The sequence below is a fragment of the Enterococcus salsurae genome (assembly GCF_054784955.1).
The window spans coordinates 137,112-155,491 of the sequence record NZ_BAAHWY010000002.1; the positions used below are offsets into that span (position 1 = coordinate 137,112).

Annotated in this window: 22 protein-coding genes; 2 read left to right on the forward strand and 20 right to left on the reverse strand. The window is 42.4% G+C overall.

Annotated elements, in window-relative coordinates:
- The first annotated feature begins 71 nt into the window (after positions 1 to 71).
- Positions 72 to 2,342, forward strand: a complete 2,271-nt coding sequence (gene helD, locus ACYVRS_RS04910) for an RNA polymerase recycling motor HelD (protein ID WP_461202741.1) — start codon at positions 72 to 74, stop codon at positions 2,340 to 2,342.
- A gap of 251 nt (positions 2,343 to 2,593) precedes the next feature.
- Here helD and ACYVRS_RS04915 read toward each other — a convergent pair whose 3' ends face one another.
- Positions 2,594 to 2,797, reverse strand: coding sequence for a helix-turn-helix domain-containing protein (locus tag ACYVRS_RS04915; RefSeq protein WP_054116321.1), 204 nt, complete (start codon positions 2,795 to 2,797; stop codon positions 2,594 to 2,596).
- 101 nt (positions 2,798 to 2,898) lie between these two features.
- Here ACYVRS_RS04915 and ACYVRS_RS04920 point away from each other — a divergent pair, with 101 nt between their 5' ends.
- A complete protein-coding gene (locus tag ACYVRS_RS04920; RefSeq protein WP_313539000.1) occupies positions 2,899 to 3,204 on the forward strand; it encodes a hypothetical protein in 306 nt (101 codons plus the stop codon).
- A 151-nt stretch (positions 3,205 to 3,355) separates the two neighbouring features.
- On the opposite strand, the gene ACYVRS_RS04925 is transcribed toward ACYVRS_RS04920, so the two are convergent.
- The 19 genes from ACYVRS_RS04925 to fabF form a co-directional block, all read right to left on the reverse strand.
- A complete protein-coding gene (locus ACYVRS_RS04925) occupies positions 3,356 to 4,015 on the reverse strand; it encodes a hypothetical protein (RefSeq protein WP_054116323.1) in 660 nt (219 codons plus the stop codon).
- Positions 4,016 to 4,226: 211 nt separating this feature from the next.
- A complete protein-coding gene (locus ACYVRS_RS04930; protein WP_054116324.1) occupies positions 4,227 to 4,949 on the reverse strand; it encodes a YebC/PmpR family DNA-binding transcriptional regulator in 723 nt (240 codons plus the stop codon).
- A gap of 59 nt (positions 4,950 to 5,008) precedes the next feature.
- Positions 5,009 to 6,193 carry a nucleotidyltransferase gene (locus tag ACYVRS_RS04935; RefSeq protein WP_313538997.1) on the reverse strand — a complete coding sequence of 395 codons (1,185 nt, stop codon included), beginning with the start codon at positions 6,191 to 6,193 and terminating at the stop codon, positions 5,009 to 5,011.
- Positions 6,194 to 6,223: 30 nt separating this feature from the next.
- Positions 6,224 to 6,967 carry a class I SAM-dependent DNA methyltransferase gene (locus tag ACYVRS_RS04940; RefSeq protein ID WP_461202743.1) on the reverse strand — a complete coding sequence of 248 codons (744 nt, stop codon included), beginning with the start codon at positions 6,965 to 6,967 and terminating at the stop codon, positions 6,224 to 6,226.
- Positions 6,952 to 7,293 (reverse strand): ribosome silencing factor, encoded by a 342-nt coding sequence (gene rsfS / locus ACYVRS_RS04945; RefSeq protein WP_082348652.1) that lies wholly within the window; start codon positions 7,291 to 7,293, stop codon positions 6,952 to 6,954. Before rsfS ends, ACYVRS_RS04940 begins: the two co-directional genes overlap by 16 nt.
- Before the next feature lie 11 nt (positions 7,294 to 7,304).
- Entirely contained in the window at positions 7,305 to 7,904 is a 600-nt protein-coding gene (gene yqeK, locus ACYVRS_RS04950) for a bis(5'-nucleosyl)-tetraphosphatase (symmetrical) YqeK (RefSeq protein ID WP_396170539.1), read from the reverse strand.
- Positions 7,894 to 8,535, reverse strand: a complete 642-nt coding sequence (locus ACYVRS_RS04955; RefSeq protein WP_313538994.1) for a nicotinate-nucleotide adenylyltransferase — start codon at positions 8,533 to 8,535, stop codon at positions 7,894 to 7,896. The genes yqeK and ACYVRS_RS04955 overlap by 11 nt, the downstream gene beginning before the upstream one ends.
- Positions 8,536 to 8,546: 11 nt before the next feature.
- Complete coding sequence (gene yhbY, locus ACYVRS_RS04960; RefSeq protein ID WP_461202746.1) at positions 8,547 to 8,858, reverse strand: ribosome assembly RNA-binding protein YhbY; 312 nt, start codon at positions 8,856 to 8,858, stop codon at positions 8,547 to 8,549.
- 15 nt (positions 8,859 to 8,873) lie between these two features.
- A complete protein-coding gene (yqeH, locus tag ACYVRS_RS04965) occupies positions 8,874 to 9,992 on the reverse strand; it encodes a ribosome biogenesis GTPase YqeH (RefSeq protein WP_461202748.1) in 1,119 nt (372 codons plus the stop codon).
- A complete protein-coding gene (locus ACYVRS_RS04970) occupies positions 9,993 to 10,517 on the reverse strand; it encodes a YqeG family HAD IIIA-type phosphatase (protein ID WP_054116332.1) in 525 nt (174 codons plus the stop codon).
- A 158-nt stretch (positions 10,518 to 10,675) separates the two neighbouring features.
- Positions 10,676 to 11,401 (reverse strand): amino acid ABC transporter ATP-binding protein, encoded by a 726-nt coding sequence (locus tag ACYVRS_RS04975; protein ID WP_461202750.1) that lies wholly within the window; start codon positions 11,399 to 11,401, stop codon positions 10,676 to 10,678.
- A gap of 13 nt (positions 11,402 to 11,414) precedes the next feature.
- Positions 11,415 to 12,104 carry an amino acid ABC transporter permease gene (locus tag ACYVRS_RS04980; protein WP_054116419.1) on the reverse strand — a complete coding sequence of 230 codons (690 nt, stop codon included), beginning with the start codon at positions 12,102 to 12,104 and terminating at the stop codon, positions 11,415 to 11,417.
- A gap of 22 nt (positions 12,105 to 12,126) precedes the next feature.
- Positions 12,127 to 12,972, reverse strand: coding sequence for a transporter substrate-binding domain-containing protein (locus ACYVRS_RS04985; protein WP_461202752.1), 846 nt, complete (start codon positions 12,970 to 12,972; stop codon positions 12,127 to 12,129).
- Positions 12,973 to 13,196: 224 nt separating this feature from the next.
- Complete coding sequence (locus ACYVRS_RS04990; RefSeq protein WP_313538988.1) at positions 13,197 to 13,982, reverse strand: acetyl-CoA carboxylase carboxyl transferase subunit alpha; 786 nt, start codon at positions 13,980 to 13,982, stop codon at positions 13,197 to 13,199.
- Positions 13,975 to 14,844 carry an acetyl-CoA carboxylase, carboxyltransferase subunit beta gene (gene accD / locus ACYVRS_RS04995; protein ID WP_461202754.1) on the reverse strand — a complete coding sequence of 290 codons (870 nt, stop codon included), beginning with the start codon at positions 14,842 to 14,844 and terminating at the stop codon, positions 13,975 to 13,977. The genes ACYVRS_RS04990 and accD overlap by 8 nt, the downstream gene beginning before the upstream one ends.
- A gap of 12 nt (positions 14,845 to 14,856) precedes the next feature.
- Positions 14,857 to 16,221: an acetyl-CoA carboxylase biotin carboxylase subunit gene (locus ACYVRS_RS05000; protein ID WP_312498238.1), complete on the reverse strand. Its 1,365-nt coding sequence runs from the start codon at positions 16,219 to 16,221 to the stop codon at positions 14,857 to 14,859.
- Between the two features lie 7 nt (positions 16,222 to 16,228).
- Complete coding sequence (gene fabZ / locus ACYVRS_RS05005; protein WP_054116338.1) at positions 16,229 to 16,657, reverse strand: 3-hydroxyacyl-ACP dehydratase FabZ; 429 nt, start codon at positions 16,655 to 16,657, stop codon at positions 16,229 to 16,231.
- Between the two features lie 3 nt (positions 16,658 to 16,660).
- On the reverse strand, positions 16,661 to 17,140 hold the full coding sequence (gene accB, locus ACYVRS_RS05010) for an acetyl-CoA carboxylase biotin carboxyl carrier protein (RefSeq protein WP_461202756.1): 480 nt from the start codon (positions 17,138 to 17,140) through the stop codon (positions 16,661 to 16,663).
- Entirely contained in the window at positions 17,141 to 18,379 is a 1,239-nt protein-coding gene (fabF, locus tag ACYVRS_RS05015) for a beta-ketoacyl-ACP synthase II (protein WP_461202758.1), read from the reverse strand.
- Position 18,380: the final 1 nt, after the last annotated feature.

Sequence of the window (18,380 nt, forward strand, 5' to 3'; positions counted from 1 at the left end):
ATTTTTTAACGACAACAGCTCCTTTTATATGCTATAATTTTATGTCGCAATTTTTTTAAGGAGGATCCCTAGTGAACGAACGTCAAAAAGAACAACAACATATCGATGAAACCATTGCATTGATCCATAAAGAACAAACGATCCTTTCACAGCAAAAACAAGAACTTGCGAATAAGATGGAAGATCAATTAAAAGAAATCGCTGATAAAAAAATTCGAGGTGGCGATAGTGAAGCCTTCTATGAGTCTGTCATTGAATATCAGCAACATGAACAAGAACTGCTGATCAAATATCAGACAGCAGAATCACAAGAAAAACGGGTCAAAACCTTAAGTACGATGGCCAACAACCCTTATTTCGCTCGGATCGATTTCCAAGAAGAAACAGAAACGGAAACCCTGTATCTAGGTATCGCCTCATTACGAGATAAAGATGAAGAAACAATTGTCATCGACTGGCGGGCACCGATCGCCAATCTGTATTATGAAGGCGAATTGGGTGAAACATTTTATGAAACAGATACTGACCGCTTTACAGTCGATTTACTTTTGAAACGTCAATTCAAGATCCAAAACGGCCAATTACAGTCGATGGTTGATACCTCAGAGATCATCAACGATGAATTTCTACTAGAAATCTTAGATGATGCGTCTTCTTCACAGATGCGCAACATTGTTTCCACGATCCAAAAAGCCCAAAATCAGATCATTCGCGATACAAATCACCGCTTCTTGCTGATTGAAGGGATTGCCGGAAGTGGCAAAACGTCTGCGCTGCTGCAACGTGTTGCTTACCTGCTTTATCGCAACCGCAAATGGCTGGATGAGAAACAAGTGCTCTTGTTTTCACCAAACCATTTATTCTCAGATTATATTTCTATGGTCCTACCTTCATTAGGTGAAAGCGAAGTGCCTACCCGCACCTTCCATCATTTCCTGCAATTGATATTAAGAGGATTTGAAGTGACCAAAGAAACCCAGCAAGAAGCCAATTTTTTGAGTGGTGATGATGATGCGATCGAAAAATTAAAAAGCAGCTTGACGCTCGTCAAAAAAATCCAGCAATATGTACAGGCGATCGCGCCGATCGGTCCAATGTTTAGAGACTTAAAAATCCAAGGACAAACTTATATCACTAAAGAACAAATCAGACAGTGGTACCAAGATACCAACGATGAGCTGCCTATCTATCAAAGAAGCCAGCTGCTGCAAACAAAGCTTCTGAAGAAAGTCGCTGGGTTAGAAAAAGATGAAGCCAAGAAAGATTGGGTCAAAGAAGAAGTTGAAGAACAACTGCAACAAGCCTTTGCCAATGATCCACATCAAGAGTATTCAGAAGAAAATGAGCGGCGGATGCGTAAGAAACTACGACAGCAGATCGTCCGCAAAAAATTCCGTTCATTGACCCGCGGCGTCAAACAGTTTCAATTTATCAACCAGCCGAAACAATATCTCCATTTTTTACAATCAGTTTTGGCAACAGTTCAGAAACATACGGATATATCAGCAGAAACCTGGCAGGAATCAATGCTTGCCATCAAACAAGACTTGCGTCAGCGCCGATTAAAACAAGAAGACGCTGTTTTATTTTTCTTGTTGATCAAACAGCTTTATCCAATCCATGTGGAAGAAAAGGCGCGTTTTATCTTTATTGATGAAATGCAGGATTTCCCTCCAGCACAGGTAGCCATGTTGCGACAATTGTATCCAAAAGCCGGTATCACACTTTGCGGCGATTTAAATCAAAAAGTGTATGACAATGAATCGATCGTCGGCTCCCTGGATGACCTCTTCCCTCAAGATAGTGTCAAAAGGTATCAATTAAAAACCAGTTACCGTTCAACCAAAGAAATCACTGATTTCGCGAACCAATTTCTGACTGGCGATGACCAAGTTGAACTGACTGCCCGCGGGGGAGACTTGCCAACTGTGGTCACAGCTGACTCTACTGCTGCATCTTATACTTTAATTGAGGACAAAATCAGTGACGCTGTCAACAATCAACAGTGGCGAACAGCGATCATCTGTAAAACAGCAGCGGATTGCCAGAAATTGTATCAGCAATTGGCCCCTAGCAGCCAAGACAACGTCCAGTTGATTATCTCCGAAGAAGACTTCATGAAGCGCAACGTCATGATCTTCCCTGCTTTCCTGGCAAAGGGTCTGGAATTCGATCAAGTGATTGTGTGGACACCAAATGTGACTTTCGATGCACCGCAAGACCAATTGATTTTCTATACGATGGCGACCCGCGCCATGCATCAATTGACTGTGATCGCAGACCAGCAGTTGCCGATTTTAGACAAAGCAAACCCAACAACCTATCAAGCTATCCATCAATAGAAATATAAATAGTACCCATACTTCTATCATTCAGGGGACTGAAGAATCCGTTTTGATTCTTCAGTCCCCTGTTCATTTTACCTATGAAAAAAACAACTTTGATTTCACTTCATACTTTTCCATTAACCCTTATCGACAAAAAAGCCCTTGGCTTCGCAAAGGGCTTTAAACATTTGGTACGTATCACTTTGTCTTATGTCGTGAATGGCTATTCATCCAATGCAAAATCAGCACTTAAAAATGCCTTGGAGCTATTTTTCTTTTGTTCGATCGAGCAAATAGTCGACACTTACATCAAAATATTCTGCGATTTTGATCAATGTTGGTGCGGTCCACTCGATCTTGCCTGTTTCATATTGAGAGTATGTATTTTGAGAGACATTTAGAAACGCGGCCATTTCCCGTTGTGTAATATCGTTGTCTTCTCTTATTGAACGTATATTTTCATATTTCATGATCATCACCCATTTTTATTATAAATATCTGGAATATAGATATTGAATTATATCTGAAATACAGATATAATTAAGCTATCAAAAATAAAGGGGCGACAATCATGGCGGACACACAAGAAATGACACTGGTCACGAAGAAGCAGCAACCCGTTAAAGAAATTATCCACCAAGACATCTTTCATTTACAAGAAACCATCGAACACTTGCATGCTTGGTCTGAACTACTGCACTCCCTCCAAACTTTTTTTGATCAAAAAGAACTACCCTTGCATAAGAAAAAAATCATCAAAGATTATCATGCCTATGCACAGCTATTTACTATTTTTCATCAGGATTACAAACATATTTTGACCACATTAGACGAACAAGTAGATGACTTGCGCGCGCGTCCGAAAGTGAGAGTTTAGCTTTTTGTTAATGGAAGGCACCTCCTGTTGCATGGGAATGTGACGCTACTGTCCAAATGAATGAAACAATTTCCCTCCGACCTCATTGATAAAGAACAAAAAAACATCAGTCAATCTTTGCATCCGCTACGGACAAGATTGGTTGATGTTTTTACCCTTTTAATTCACCAATAAATAAGTGCATTTCCGGATAACGCAAGCCAACGATGGATAAGATCATTTGCAATTCTGCGATATTTTCAGCATTTTCAGGATCAAAAATTTTGCTATGCCGACCAATACTGCCATTGTCGATCAATTTATAGGTACGATTCCAATCACTAAACGCCTCAATGGTTTGAAAACGGCTAAGTGGAAAACCCGCTCCATCTAAAATTTCCGTCAAGCGAAAGGCGATAAATGAGCTATCAATGACATATTCTTTATTTGGCTGGATGCCACGGCTTTTTTGAAAATCAATAATGGCCTTTTCGGGTCGATGAAGCAACAACCACTCTAAAAGCAAGAAAAACCCTTCCATTCGATAGTCTTCCAAAAAAAGTTGTTCCGAAGCTTCTGTCTGGCGAAAAACCAATGGAATCAAAAATTGCTTTTTATAAATCAATAATGGCGCCCGATCGACAGTCACATTTAAATAACGATTTAAATAGGTTGCCCCGCGATAGCCGCCTAAACGATAGCCTTCCACACCAAACTTTTGATACTTTCGACATAAAGCAGAACAGTCAGCCACTGAAACAGACACTTCTGCAAGCTTTTCATAACCGCTTAAAATACGGTTGAATGGTTCTAAAACTATTTTTTCTTCCATGTCTGCCTCCTTGCGCTATGCATTCTCTAATGCCTAAATCATAACATATAAAACAGCCGGAAACCAACAGAAAAGACAGCGGGTCGACGAATTATTTTTTTATTTAACGTAAGATTTTTTTATATGACATCCCTATGGCAAATAAAAAAACCAGCCAAGTATACACTTGACTGATCAATGGTTTCTCCAACGTTCGCTGTGAAAAGGATCGTTATTCTTCTGCGTCCGCAACATTGTGATAGACATTTTGCACATCTTCTAAATCTTCTAAAACATCGATCATTTTTTCAAATTTTTCTAAGTCCTCACCGGTCAATACTACTTCGGTTTGCGGAATCATTTGCATTTCAGCAATTGTAAAATCGGTCACACCTTTTTCTTTCAATGCTTCTTGAATCGCATGGAAATCACTTGGTTCGCCATGAACGATGATTTGTCCATCTTCTTCGATCACATCTCGGACATCGATTTCTTTGTCCATCAAGTATTCAAGCACTTCATCCGCATCGTTTCCGGCAAAACCGAATAAAGCGGTGTTGTCAAACATGTATGCAACCGCACCTGAAACACCCATATTGCCGCCATTTTTCCCAAAGGCTGCCCGCACATCTGCAGCTGTCCGATTGACATTGTTGGTCAATGTATCCACGATGACCATTGAGCCATTAGGACCAAAGCCTTCGTATCTCAATTCTGAATACTGTTCGTCGCCAGAACCTTTGGCTTTTTCGATGGCTCTGTCAATAATGTGTTTTGGCACATTATAAGTTTTGGCACGTTCAATGACAAAGCGCAATTTTTGGTTCGCATGAGGATCAGGATCACCTGATTTTGCTGCCGCGTAGATTTCGATTCCAAATTTTGCATAAACTCGGCTATTGTTTGCATCTTTAGCTGTTTTCTTCGCTACGATATTTGCCCATTTACGACCCATGATTTCACTTCGCTTTCTAGTTTTTAAAAATCCCTATTTATTATACTTGCCAAATCAGCTTATGTGAAGCTTTTTTTCTCATTCGGAATAAAAAGCGGCTTACGGCCAAAATTCTGTTCTCTGATTTGTTGACTCGCCAATTGATACACTTGATCCACCTTCAAAGAAAGTGCATACTGTGTTCCTTCTTTTTTACCAAACTTCGCCACTAAGGGCATAGATAGATCTGCCTTGATCTGTTTGAGGTATGCTTGTCCTTGGCTAGTATAGCCTAGAACACGAATATAGGGCTGCTTTTGTGCTTCTGTCATCTCATCTGTTGTAATTTGAAACAATACATAACACAGCAAGCGCTGCAAGCGAACAAGGGAATACCGTTTGGTTTTTAGTTGTTGGATAAAATCGTCAAAACTACGGGCAGTTTGCGCACATGCTTTGATCCGATACTCTAACCCTTCGACCATTTGGTAAATTTGCGCCATTTCATGTAAGGGCATCACCATGATCTGATAGTGCAGCAGCGGCCAAAATGCCTGCCAATCAACCACCTTCCCCTGTAGGTTTTTATACGTTTGTACTGGCACAAAAGAGGTGATATCAGTATTGTTTTTTATCCCTTTGCGGATCGCAGTTGCACTTGCGATGGATGCATGATGTAACGCTTCAGAATGATAGGCAGCAGCTTTCCTTGCAATCGCAACGATCTCCATTGGCGCATCGTAGTGCAATAACGCCTTTGCATATTCCATACCTAGAATATGGTTCGGTTGCTTGCTATGTGCAGCGTAGGCAGGATATAACCTGCTGAGTACCGTGTCCATTCTCTCATTATAAGTAGCATTCGCTTTGTCTAATCGTTGAAAATCAGCATCGATTTCTTGACGATGGCGTTCTTCAAACTGCGCAAATGCCTGATAATCAAAAGGTGCTTGTGCGTCTGTGCCAAAGCACAACCATTGGCATTTGAGTGCTTGTAACAGAGACACAGCGCCTGACGCGAACAAATCAGCTGGCTGAACGGCCCAAGCAGCAGGCAGTTCGACGACGAGATCGGCGCCATTGGCCAACGCTGCTTGTGCTCTTTGCCATTTATCAATCACCGCTGGTTCGCCTCTTTGCAAAAAATTACCACTCATGACCGCAACAACGACATCAGCACCTGTCTTGCTTTTGGCTTGCTCGATATGATAGCGATGGCCATTATGGAATGGATTGTATTCAACGATAATGCCACATGCTTGCATCTATACACGCCTCCTTACGATGAACAACGATCATTTATGGCAAACAAAGAACCAGCGACGACTTTTTTCATTTGGTTCAACATCGATAAAATCTGCATAACAAGAAACAGCAGAGAAACCGGCATTTTCTAACATTCTGATATAGGTTTCTAAAGGATACGTTCGTTCTTGATGTAATTCATCCAGACGGTTGAACTGTCCATTGTCTTCTTGAACGAAGAAAGTCAAGAAATGCTCGATACTATGCTCAACTTCTCCTTGGTAACTTTCCCATAAGAAAGCAAAGTCATCCGTTTGATAATGATAGCTGTAATCTGGAAAGACCTCATCGATTTGATACGTGGAATGGACATCAAACAAAAAGACCCCATCCTCAACCAACGATTCAAAGACACCATCGAATACTTGCTGCACGCTCTGCGCATCTTCCATGTAACAAAGTGAATCGGAATAACAAGTAATGGCCTCGTACTGGCCAACATCAACGAGATCAAGCATATCCCCTTCAACGAATTGGATCGACACATTTTCCGCTTGAGCTCTTTGACTTGCGATCATCAGCATCTCTTCAGATAGATCTAGCCCTGTTACTTGATAGCCACCTTTGGCAAATTCCACTGCCAAGGCACCAGTTCCGCAGGCCAGTTCCATGATTTGTTTCCGTTCTCCTAAATGACGGCAAGAAAAATCCAGCCACTTTTTATAGAGACTGGAATCCATTACTTCGTCATAGACAAATGCGAAGGTTTCGTAAGCCATTACGCCACGACCCATTCGTTAAGATCCACAAGCGGTGCATCTGACCATAGTTTTTCTAAATTGTAAAAGGCACGTTCTGATGCATTGAACACATGGACAATGACATCGCCTAAGTCGATCAAGACCCACTTACCGCCATCTTTTCCTTCCACACGGCGAACGTCAACTTGATTTTCTTCTTCTTTGTCTAAGACTTCATCAATGATCGCGTTGATCTGACGTTCACTATTCCCTGAACAGATCACAAAGTAATCTGCCAAAAGTGAAATTTCTCGTACGTCTAATGCCATGATATCCTCTGCATGTTTCGAATCAGCGGCACGAACTGCGATTTCTAATATTTTCTGACTATCTATGGTAATTCCCTCCTAAAGTTAGCTACCCAATGATTGTATGTTTCGATCGTTTTTGGGTAAATGACTGCTTCTTGATTGATCAAGTGCAGCAGTGTATGTTTTGTTTCATAAGCAACGGCTTTGTCCAAATCGACTAACGCAATTTCTCTGGCTTCTTCGACGCCCGGAAAGTTGCGGCCAGGTTCGATGTAATCTGCCACATAAATAATTTTATCCAGCAAACCCATGTCAGCAGCACCGGTCGTATGCAGTCGAATGGCTTGAAGAATCTCTTCATCATCGATCGACAATTCTCTTTGAACAAAATCTGCACCCACAATACCATGCCAAATGGCATTGTTCCAGTGCAATAAATCTAAATCAAAGCCATTTTGACGAATCACTTGTATAAATTCATCATCACTGCGTTCTTTGGCATAGTCATGGGTCAATGCAGCGATACTGGCTTTGATGGGTGATGCACCATATATTTCTGCTAAGGCAACTGCTGTTTTTTCTACGCCCAATACATGCTGGAATCGTTTGTTGCTCATTTGCATTTGCACTTTTTGCATCAACGCTTCTCGCTCAGCATGTGTATAATGACTAGACATCATCCAAATACAGCTCCTTTTCTTGAATATAGTGTAACACATTTTCCGGCAATAAATACCGTACCGAACAACCTTGTTCCACTTTCTTACGAATTGTAGTGGAACTGACATCCATCAATGGTACATCGATCCAAATGATTGGATAGTCGCTTTCAATTGGATATCCTGGTCTGCGTACACCAACAAAGGTCACCAATTGCATCAATTCATCAATCTGATGCCATTTAGGCAAATACTGTACCATATCGCCACCAATGATAAAGTAATAATTGGTATCTGGATGCAGTGCAGTCAATTCCCGCATCGTCTCCACTGTATAGCTTTTGCCTTTTCTTGCCAATTCGATTGTTTCTACAGCAAATCGTGGATTGTCCGCGATGGCTAATTCCAGCATGGCTAACCGGTGCACAGCAGGAATCGTTTCTTTCTCGTCAATATGCGGTGGTAAATATTCGGGCATGAAATAGACCTTTTCTAATCCTAATGCTTGTCCCACTTGTTCTCCCATGACCAAGTGTGCATAATGCACTGGATTAAAGTTGCCGCCAAGAATGCCCACTTGTTTCTTTGGTACAAGTTGTGCGCTTTGAAGCGCTGCAACGGTCTGTACCTTGTCAAATGAATGTCCTTGCATGCCGATGCCTCCTATATCGAACGAACTTTTGCAGAGATCGTTTGATATTTTTCTTTACTTGAAGGTTTGAACAAGACGATCACTCGTCCGATGATTTGAACGATCTCGCAATGAATGTGTTCTTGGATCGCAAGCGCCGCTTCTTCGGCTACTTCATCCGTGTTTTGCAACAAAGAAACTTTGATCAATTCACGTTTTTCCAATGCTTCTGCGATTTGGAGAATCATGGCCTCATTCAATCCGCCCTTGCCGATTTGAAAAATCGGATTTAAATGATGCGCTTCGCTGCGCAAAAATCTTTTTTGTTTTCCTCTTAATTCCATGTTCTTCCTTCTTTCTTATACTAATGCTTTTCTTCTGATGACATCAACACCTTTTGGCGCCCAACCTGCGATCACGCATGGTTTGGTGACTGTGATCCAGCCAAGGCCGGCAAAAACGATGTCCGTTTTGTCTTTGATCGAAAACTCAAATCGGACCAACTCTGGGAAAGCTTCGACTTCGTCTTGACGAGGCGGTTGCAACAGACCGCCGACATGTTTTTGATAAAAGGCATCTGCTTTTTCAAGTTTGGTGCGATGAATCTCTACATCATTGGCCACATAGGCCACAAAGGAACTGCGCTCACCTTGAACGAAATCAAAACGAGCCAAACCGCCTAAGAACAGGGTCTGCTCAGGGTTCAACTGATACACTTTCGGTTTGATTTCCTTCATTGGTGCTGCAATTTTCAAATCTTGTTTTCCTAAATAATGGGCCATTTGATGTCGATGGATGATGCCCGGTGTATCAATCAAGAAATGACCGTCATCTAATGGAATCTCGATTTTATCCAACGTCGTACCAGGGAATCTGGAAGTGGTGATCAATTCTTGGACGCCGGCGGTTTGTTTGATGATTTGGTTGATCAATGTTGATTTCCCCACATTGGTCACACCAACCACGTAAACATCCCGACCTTCACGATACTTTTCGATCATTGTCAACAGATCTTCCATTTCGCCAGCTTTTTTCGCGCTGGTCAGCAAGACTTCCACAGGTCGAAGACCGGCTTCATGAGCACGTTCTTTCATCCATTGTTTCATCTTTGATTTCTTTAAGGACTTCGGTAAGATATCAACTTTATTTCCGACTAACAAGACTGGGTTATCCCCAACAAAGCGATGCAAGCCGGGAATCAAGGAGCCGTTGAAATCAAAAATATCTACCACATTGACGATCAAGGCATCTTTTTGACCAATCTCATTCAACAAACGCAAAAAATCATCGTCTGTCAGTGCAACATCTTGGATTTCGTTATAGTGACGCAAACGAAAACAACGCTGGCAGTATACTTCTCCAGAAGCCAATCCTTTTTCTAATGCTGATTGAGGGGTATAACCTAATTCATTTGGTATCGTTGTTTGGATCAGTGCACCACATCCAATACAATGGATTGTTTCGTTACTTTCAGTCATTTAAATTCCTCCACGCCATTTTAACTCTGGGTTATGTTTTAATAAATAATGCATGATTCTGCGTTCAGCAGCACGATTGATTTGGGTTTTCCAAGAATCTGTCGGAATGACAGGCTGGACCAAAATACTGCGAACCCCAGCGCCATTTGCGGCTTTGACATCGGTCATGATTTGATCTCCGATCATCACAACATCTTCTTTTTCCAGGCCTAACATTTGATAGCCCTGCTTGATTCCTCGAGAGAAAGGTTTCAAGGCACGATGAACATATTGCAAGCCAAATGGCGCGACCGCTCTGGCCACCCGCTCACTATTGTTGTTGGAAACGACAACCACCGGAATACCTGCATTCTTCATCTCCAATAGCCAGCTTTTAAGTTCTTCCGTGCCATCGGGGTTGTTCCATGCAATCAATGTATTATCGAGGTCTGTCAAAATCCCTTTGATTCCTTGTTTTTTTAATTGGCTAGGGGTGATCTTGTAGATCGCATCCACCATCCAAGTTGGTTTGTAATTTGAAAACATAGAAACTCCTCTATTTAATTATTCTGGTTACAGCTATGATAAAAATGACTCTTCAACCTGTAATTATACAATAAATTCTGGATGAATACTAGCAAGCAAGCCAACTTCTGTATGCTACCCAAAAATAAAAAACATCCCGCAGGATGTTTTTCACTGGATTATAAAACTTTACTCAAGAAGTCGATCGTACGAGGATTCTGCGGGGTATCAAAAATTCCAGCTGGTGTGCCTTCCTCCATGATGACACCTTGATCCATGAACAACACGCGGTCAGCCACCTCTTTAGCGAAGCCCATTTCATGTGTCACGATCACCATTGTCATGCCTTGTTGCGCTAAACGCTGCATCACCCCTAAGACTTCTCCAACCATTTCAGGATCCAGAGCAGATGTTGGTTCATCAAAAAGCATCACATCAGGTTCCATCGCCAAAGCACGGGCAATCGCGATTCGCTGCATTTGGCCGCCTGACAAACTCCGAGGAAAGGCGTCAGCTTTATCAGGTAAACCGACATCTTGAAGCAATTGCTTGGCCAACGTTTCTGCTTGTTTCTTGGCCATTTTTTTTACTTTGGTAGGGGATAACGTAATATTATCTAATACGGAAAGATTGGGAAACAGATTGAAATTTTGAAAAACCATTCCCATTTTTTTCCGCATTGTATAAATATCATTTTTAGGATCGGTAATATCCGTTCCTTCAAAAATGATCGTTCCTTTGGTTGGCACTTCTAATAGATTCAAACAACGTAAAAAGGTACTCTTCCCTGAACCGGAAGGGCCGATCACAACGACGACCTCCCCTTGGTTGATGGTTGTTGAAATGCCTTTTAATACGTGATTATCACCAAAACTTTTGTGTAAATCCTGGATATCTAACATCATCTTTTTTCTCCTTTTAACGACGGTAACCTTTACCCAATTTCTTTTCCCACATGTTCAACAAGCGTGAAGTTGTAAATGTCAAAATGAAATAAATGACAGCTGCAACATAAAAAGGTGTCAGCGGCTGGAAGGAACTGGTCACCACGATTTGCGCACTGTTCATCAATTCATAGATGCCAATCGTTGACAACAACGATGAATCCTTGATCAAAACGATAAATTCGTTGCCCAGAGGTGGCAGAATATTCCGCAATGCCTGCGGAAATATCACATAGCGCATCGCTTGCGCTGGCCGCAAACCTAACGAACCAGCTGCTTCAGACTGACCAAAATCAACTGCATTGATCCCAGCACGGACGATTTCAGCAACATAAGCGCCTGAGTTTAACGACAATGCGATCACACCAGGCAGTAAGCGGCCGAAGTCTAAGCTTAGTACGCCAAAAGAAATCGTTGGCAAGGAGAAGATTCCTTGCAGCAAACCAAAGGCGATCAGTATTTGGACCAACATTGGTGTCCCGCGGATGATCTCAATATAGGCATTGGCAAACCAGCGAAAGACGTTGATTTTAGATAGTTTCATCAAAGCCAATAAAACGCCTAAAATCGTGCCAAAAATCACTGTGATGATCGAGATAACAATCGTGATCAATACACCGGAAATAAAATAGGGGTAATACGTCGTTAAAAAGGATAAATCCATCATTTGTTCTGCTCCGTTCTATCTATTGTGCTGCATTATCGTTGGCTAAATCAGTATTCTTTTGTACATAATCGCTGATTGTACCATTTTCATCCAATTCTTTCAAAATCTTATTCAATTCAGCTTGCAATTCAGTACTGCCTTTAGGTAAAGCAATGGCATATGAATCATCTGCGGATACTTCTAATGCAACATCAGTCACCATCAAATCATCATTTTGGGCAACATAAGACTCTGCTACTGCACTTTCTAAGACCAGACCATCAATGGAGCCTTGCTTCAATTCATTGATCAAATTCGGTACTTTGGCGATCGATACGAGTTGTGAATCAGCCAATTGATTTTGAACGATTGATTCTTGGATCGAACCTTTTTGCGCACCGACTTTTTTCCCTGCTAAACTGTCGATCGATGTGTAAGCATCTTGGTTGTTCTTGTTGATGACTAATTTTTGTTCTGGAGTGAAATAATTATCCGTAAAATCAAAAGTTTGTTTTCTTTCATCTGTTGCCGAAATACCTGAAACAGCAATATCAGCTTTGCCTTGTTGCAATGCTGTCAATACCGCATTGAAATCTAAATCTAAAATATTGACAGTGACACCTAATTGATCTGCTATTTCATTGACTAAATCAATATCTGCGCCTACGATCTGATCTTTGCCGTCAATCAATGCGTGAAACTCAAATGGGGCAAAATCCGCTGAAGTTGCTACATTGATCACCCCTGCAGCTTTGATTGCTTCCAATTGGTTGTCAGCTGAAGCTGTGCCGCTTGAACTGTCTGAACTGCTGGAACCGTTACTTCCACATGCACCTAGTACCAAAACGCCTGCCAATACGATCAATGAGCCAAATAATTTTTTCATTTTCCATTCTCCTTCTCAAAAACAAATATTTATACAATTTATACTTAGTATATTCAGAATATATACATATTATCACATTAGTACCTTTTTTAAAACAAAAATTTTAATAAATAATCTTAGTATTTTATAACTATTCATTGCGTTTGATTGCCGAAACCTGCGCTTCTCTTTTTTAGGCAGCAAAAAACCTACTGAAAATAGCCCGTAATCAGTAGGTCTTTGCATTAAAATTTTCTAAAACGCTGGTAACGTTTCTGGATCAACTCATCCTTAGTCAATGCGGATAATGCAGTTAATTTGTTTGAGATCATTTGTCTAAGGTCCGCTGCGATTGCTTCCTTGCTCAACACTGTTTCTCCTTGTGTTTCAGGAATCACTGACTCGACTACCCCTAATGCTTGCAACTCGTGGGCTGTGATTTTCATCAAGCCGGCTGCTTCTTTGGCACGACTGCCATCTTTCCACAAAATCGAAGCAAAACCTTCAGGAGATAAGATCGCGTAGATCGAGTATTCCATCATCCAGACCTCATCCCCTAGGGCCAATGCTAACGCACCACCGCTGCCGCCTTCACCAATGATGATTGCCAGGATCGGTACGCGCAGATCAGACATCTCAAATAAATTGCGGGCGATTGCTTCGCCTTCGCCTCGTTCTTCTGCGCCAATGCCGCAAAAAGCCCCTGCAGTATTGATCAAGGTGACGATTGGTCGACCAAATTTCTCGGCTTGCTTCATCAAACGCAAGGCTTTACGATAGCCTTCTGGATGGGGAGCCCCAAAATTGCGTTTCAAATTTTCAGGCAAATTTCGGCCTTTTTGGATCCCGATGACGGTGACTGGTTTATCATCAAGACAAGCAATTCCCCCTACCACAGCTTCATCTTCGCCAAATAAGCGATCACCATGAAATTCTTCAAAGTCAGTAAAGACGGATTCAAAGTAATCCAACGCAGTCAAGCGATCTTTGTGGCGGGCCAGTTCAACGATTTCATCTGCTGTTTTATGCATGACTGCCCCACCCTTTCATTGTGTGTAACCGAATCAAATGATCGATCTTTGATTTTAATGCTGTGCGTGGCACGATTTGATCAACAAAACCGTGCTGCAGCAGAAACTCTGCTTTCTGGAAATCCTCTGGCAATTCCTGACGGATCGTTTGTTCGATCACACGACGGCCGGCAAAGCCAATCAGCGCTTGCGGTTCAGCTAAGATGACATCGCCTTCCATCGCAAAGCTGGCAGTCACACCACCTGTTGTTGGATCTGTTAAGACCGTCAGATAGAATAAGCCAGCATTGCTATGGCGTTTGACCGCTGCCGAGATCTTGGCCATCTGCATCAAGGACATGATTCCTTCTTGCATCCGAGCACCGCCTGAAGCAGTGAAGAGGACGACAGGTAATTGTTTTTCCATTGCCCGTTCAAACAAGCGGGTGATTTTTTCACCGACGACAGTTCCCATGCTGCCCATAATAAAATTGGCATCCATGATACCGATTGCGACGGATGTGCCTTCGATCTTGGCTTCACCTGTCAAAACCGCTTCATGTAATCCCGTCTTTTCTTGCATCACGGCAATCTTCTCTTGGTAACCTGGAAAATCGAGGGGATCTTCTGTTACGACATCTGTATCCCACTCGTCGAAACTCTTTTCATCAATAGTGATCGCGATCCGTTCCCAGGCGCTGATTCGAAAATTATACCCACAATGAGGACATACTTTTTCAGCCCCCATCTCCTTGGTGTATAAGGTTCGTTTGCAACTAGGACATTTCGCCCATAAGTTATCCGGAACTGTTGGTTCGTTGGTTGGCAATTGACCACGATTAGGATTGATACGAATGTAGTTTTTCTTTTTGAATAAGGCCATTCATTTTCCCTCCTATTGTTCAGGTGACCAATTTGGCAAAAATTCTTCTTGTAAAAAGGCCGTTGTATAATCTCCTGCGATCACTTTTGGATGGCTGATCAAATCCATTTGAAATTCTGCATTGGTGATCACACCATCTGTCACAAGTTCTGTTAAAGCCCGTTGCATTTTCATCAAGGCTTCAAAACGATTTTCGCCGTGAACGATCACTTTGGCGATCATCGAGTCATAATACGGTGGAATCGTGTACCCTGAGTACATGGCGCTATCCACCCGCACGCCTAGACCTCCTGCTGGTAGAAACAGATTATTGATTTTACCTGGAGATGGGGCGAAATTAAATGCTGGGTTCTCGGCATTGATTCGACATTCGATGGCAGCACCGGTCATTTTGATGTCCTCTTGTTTCAGTCCAAGCGGCTCGCCGCTGGCAATCTCCAATTGTTTTTTCACGAGATCGACATTGGTGACCATTTCGGTAATTGGGTGTTCGACTTGGATACGGGTGTTCATTTCCATAAAATAGAATTCACCTGTATCGGACATCAAAAATTCGATCGTACCGGCATTTCGATAAGAAACGGCTTCAGCCGCTCGAACAGCAGCTGATCCGATTTCGGCCCGCTTGCTTTCGGAAATCACCACGGATGGAGATTCCTCTAAAACTTTTTGGTTGTTTCGCTGCAATGAGCAATCCCGTTCACCTAAATGAATGATCGAGCCGAAAGAATCACCTAGAATTTGGACTTCAATATGTCGGGCTGGATATACGATTTTTTCAATATACATTTCATCATTGCCAAAGGCTGCCTTCGCTTCCTGTTGCGCGGATGCGAAGTGTTGCGGCAATGACTCTTTGTCAATGACTTTACGGATCCCTTTTCCGCCACCGCCCGCTGCGGCTTTCAACATCACTGGATAACCGATCTCCTCAGCGATCGTCAATGCTTCAGTCACATCGGAGATTGCCCCTTCGCTGCCAGGTATAACGGGAACATTGGCTTCGATCATCAATCGACGGGCGTTGATTTTATTTCCCATGGCATCGATCGTTTCGCTTTTTGGTCCGATAAAGACAATATTGCACTCTTCACACATCGCCGCAAAACGGCTATTTTCTGACAAAAAACCGAATCCAGGGTGAATCGCTTCAGCCTTCGTAACGATGGCTGCACTCAAAATTTGCTGTACATCCAAATAAGAGTCTGCTGCTTTTGCTGGTCCAATACAGATAGCTTCATCCGCAAGTTCGGTGTGCAGTGCTTCTCGATCTGCTTCCGAATAGACAGCTACCGTTTGAATACCTAGTTCGCGACAAGCGCGAATAATACGTACGGCTATTTCACCGCGGTTTGCGATCAATACTTTTGAAAACATCTTTCACCTATCCAATCATGAAAGTTAATTCTGCTTCAGCGACTTTTTTGCCGTCAACATAAGCAATCCCTTTGCCGATGCCAGCTGCAGATTTCACTTTGATTATTTCTACTTCTAAGATCAATGTATCGCCTGGTGTGACTTTTTTACGGAATTTCGCTTTGTCTAAACCGCCAAAATAAGCAGTTTTGCCTTTAAAATCAGGCAAGGACAAGAGTGCAACAGCACCTGCTTGCGCCATCGCTTCAACGATCAACACACCTGGCATCACTGGTTCGTGAGGAAAGTGTCCTTGAAAGAATGGTTCGTTGATGGTCACATTTTTTTTGGCAACAACACGTTTGCCTTCTTCTAATTCTTCTACGCGATCTACCAATAACATTGGGTAGCGGTGCGGAATGATTTCTTTGATTTCTTGGATCGTTAATGCAGTCATAGATTACCCTTCCTTTATCCGGAACAATGGTTGATTGTATTCAACGATTTGTTCACTTTCTACTAGAACTGATACCAATTCGCCATCAACGTCGCTGACGATCTCATTCATGACTTTCATTGCTTCGACAATACATAAGATATCGCCTTTTTTCACTTGATCGCCAACTTGTTTAAAGTTGTCTTTATCAGGGCTAGGTTTCAAGTAAATAACACCTACCAATGGTGAGACTACTTCTTTCCCATCAGGAATCGTTTTTTCCGTTGAAACAGCCTGTGCCGTTGGCGCGGCAGCAGTTGCCGTTTGGATCGGTGCAGCTGGTGCGCCAACAGGTGCGGCCGCAGACTCATTTGCGGCAGGATGATAGCCACTAGTGGTATTTTTATTGAAATATAAATCAAACGTATCTTTTTTCAAATGTAATTCAGTCAAAGTTGATTGATCAAATTGTGCCAACAAATCTTTTACTTCATTTGTTTCCAATTATGCTTCCTCCCAACGTTTCAAAGCAATGACGGCATTGTGTCCGCCAAATCCTAGTGAGTTGCTTAATGCATAGGTTAATTCTGCTGGTTGACTTTGGTTTTTGACCACATTCAAATCAATCGCAGGATCTTGTTCTATGACGTTGATGGTTGGTGGGATAAATTGATGCTGCAAAGCCAACAATGATGCAATGGCTTCGATTCCACCTGCTGCACCTAATAAATGTCCTGTCATTGATTTTGTGCTGCTGACATATGGCTTGCGGTAATCTTCGCCTAAACCATATTGGATCGATGTCGCTTCTGCACTATCATTGGCTGGGGTGCTTGTTCCATGAGCATTGATATAGCCTACTTCAGCTGGCGTGATGCCCGCTTCGTTCATAGCCAATTTCATTGCTTTTCCTGCACCAGAACCATCTGGATTCGGCGCTGTCATATGATAAGCATCGCAATTGGCGCCATAACCGACAACCTCACCTAAAATCGTTGCGCCCCGTTGCTGCGCATGTTCTAAAGATTCAAGGACGAATACACCCGCACCTTCTCCCATGACAAAACCACTACGGTCTTTATCAAATGGCACAGAGGCTTTATTCGGATCTGTTTCTGTCGTCAATGCTGTCAATGAAGCGAAACCAGCGATACCGATTTCACAAATCGTTGCTTCTGATCCACCAGCAATCATCACATCAGCATAGCCGTGTTTGATATTGCGGAATGCTTCGCCAATGGAATGCGTACCGGAAGCACAGGCAGAAACGGTTGTTGTGCAGATACCTTTGGCCCCGACACGCAATGCAATATTCCCTGCAACCATGTTGACGATCGACATGGGCACGAACATTGGTGATACACGATTGGCACCTTTGTCATGCATGCGAATGACTTGATCTTGGATCGTTGGCAAGCCGCCGATCCCAGAACCGACCATAACACCAAAACGATCGGCATCGATCGATTCTGCATGTAAATCGGCCATATTCATGGCTTCTAAAGCTGCATAAATCCCGTAGATCGAAAATAGATCCATTCGTTTGGTATCTTTTTTGACAAAATATTTTTCTAGCGGGAAATCTTTGACCTCTCCTGCCAAAGTGATCCCAGTCGCTTCTGCATCAAATTTGGTGATTGGCGCGATGCCGTTGGTTCCATTTTGTAAACTTGCTAAAAAGGTTTCTGGATCATTTCCGATTGGAGATGTGACCCCATACCCTGTAATGACAACTCGATTCATA

Coding starts and splice junctions, on each gene's coding strand:
- ACYVRS_RS04915 (WP_054116321.1), bottom strand. CDS start 2,797: ATGAAATATGAAAATATACGTTCAATAAGAGAAGACAACGATATTACA.
- ACYVRS_RS04920 (WP_313539000.1), top strand. CDS start 2,899: ATGGCGGACACACAAGAAATGACACTGGTCACGAAGAAGCAGCAACCC.
- ACYVRS_RS04925 (WP_054116323.1), bottom strand. CDS start 4,015: ATGGAAGAAAAAATAGTTTTAGAACCATTCAACCGTATTTTAAGCGGT.
- ACYVRS_RS04930 (WP_054116324.1), bottom strand. CDS start 4,949: ATGGGTCGTAAATGGGCAAATATCGTAGCGAAGAAAACAGCTAAAGAT.
- ACYVRS_RS04935 (WP_313538997.1), bottom strand. CDS start 6,193: ATGCAAGCATGTGGCATTATCGTTGAATACAATCCATTCCATAATGGC.
- ACYVRS_RS04940 (WP_461202743.1), bottom strand. CDS start 6,967: ATGGGTCGTGGCGTAATGGCTTACGAAACCTTCGCATTTGTCTATGAC.
- yqeK (WP_396170539.1), bottom strand. CDS start 7,904: ATGATGTCTAGTCATTATACACATGCTGAGCGAGAAGCGTTGATGCAA.
- ACYVRS_RS04955 (WP_313538994.1), bottom strand. CDS start 8,535: ATGCAAGGACATTCATTTGACAAGGTACAGACCGTTGCAGCGCTTCAA.
- yhbY (WP_461202746.1), bottom strand. CDS start 8,858: ATGGAATTAAGAGGAAAACAAAAAAGATTTTTGCGCAGCGAAGCGCAT.
- yqeH (WP_461202748.1), bottom strand. CDS start 9,992: ATGACTGAAAGTAACGAAACAATCCATTGTATTGGATGTGGTGCACTG.
- ACYVRS_RS04970 (WP_054116332.1), bottom strand. CDS start 10,517: ATGTTTTCAAATTACAAACCAACTTGGATGGTGGATGCGATCTACAAG.
- ACYVRS_RS04975 (WP_461202750.1), bottom strand. CDS start 11,401: ATGATGTTAGATATCCAGGATTTACACAAAAGTTTTGGTGATAATCAC.
- ACYVRS_RS04980 (WP_054116419.1), bottom strand. CDS start 12,104: ATGGATTTATCCTTTTTAACGACGTATTACCCCTATTTTATTTCCGGT.
- ACYVRS_RS04985 (WP_461202752.1), bottom strand. CDS start 12,972: ATGAAAAAATTATTTGGCTCATTGATCGTATTGGCAGGCGTTTTGGTA.
- ACYVRS_RS04990 (WP_313538988.1), bottom strand. CDS start 13,982: ATGCATAAAACAGCAGATGAAATCGTTGAACTGGCCCGCCACAAAGAT.
- accD (WP_461202754.1), bottom strand. CDS start 14,844: ATGGCCTTATTCAAAAAGAAAAACTACATTCGTATCAATCCTAATCGT.
- ACYVRS_RS05000 (WP_312498238.1), bottom strand. CDS start 16,221: ATGTTTTCAAAAGTATTGATCGCAAACCGCGGTGAAATAGCCGTACGT.
- fabZ (WP_054116338.1), bottom strand. CDS start 16,657: ATGACTGCATTAACGATCCAAGAAATCAAAGAAATCATTCCGCACCGC.
- fabF (WP_461202758.1), bottom strand. CDS start 18,379: ATGAATCGAGTTGTCATTACAGGGTATGGGGTCACATCTCCAATCGGA.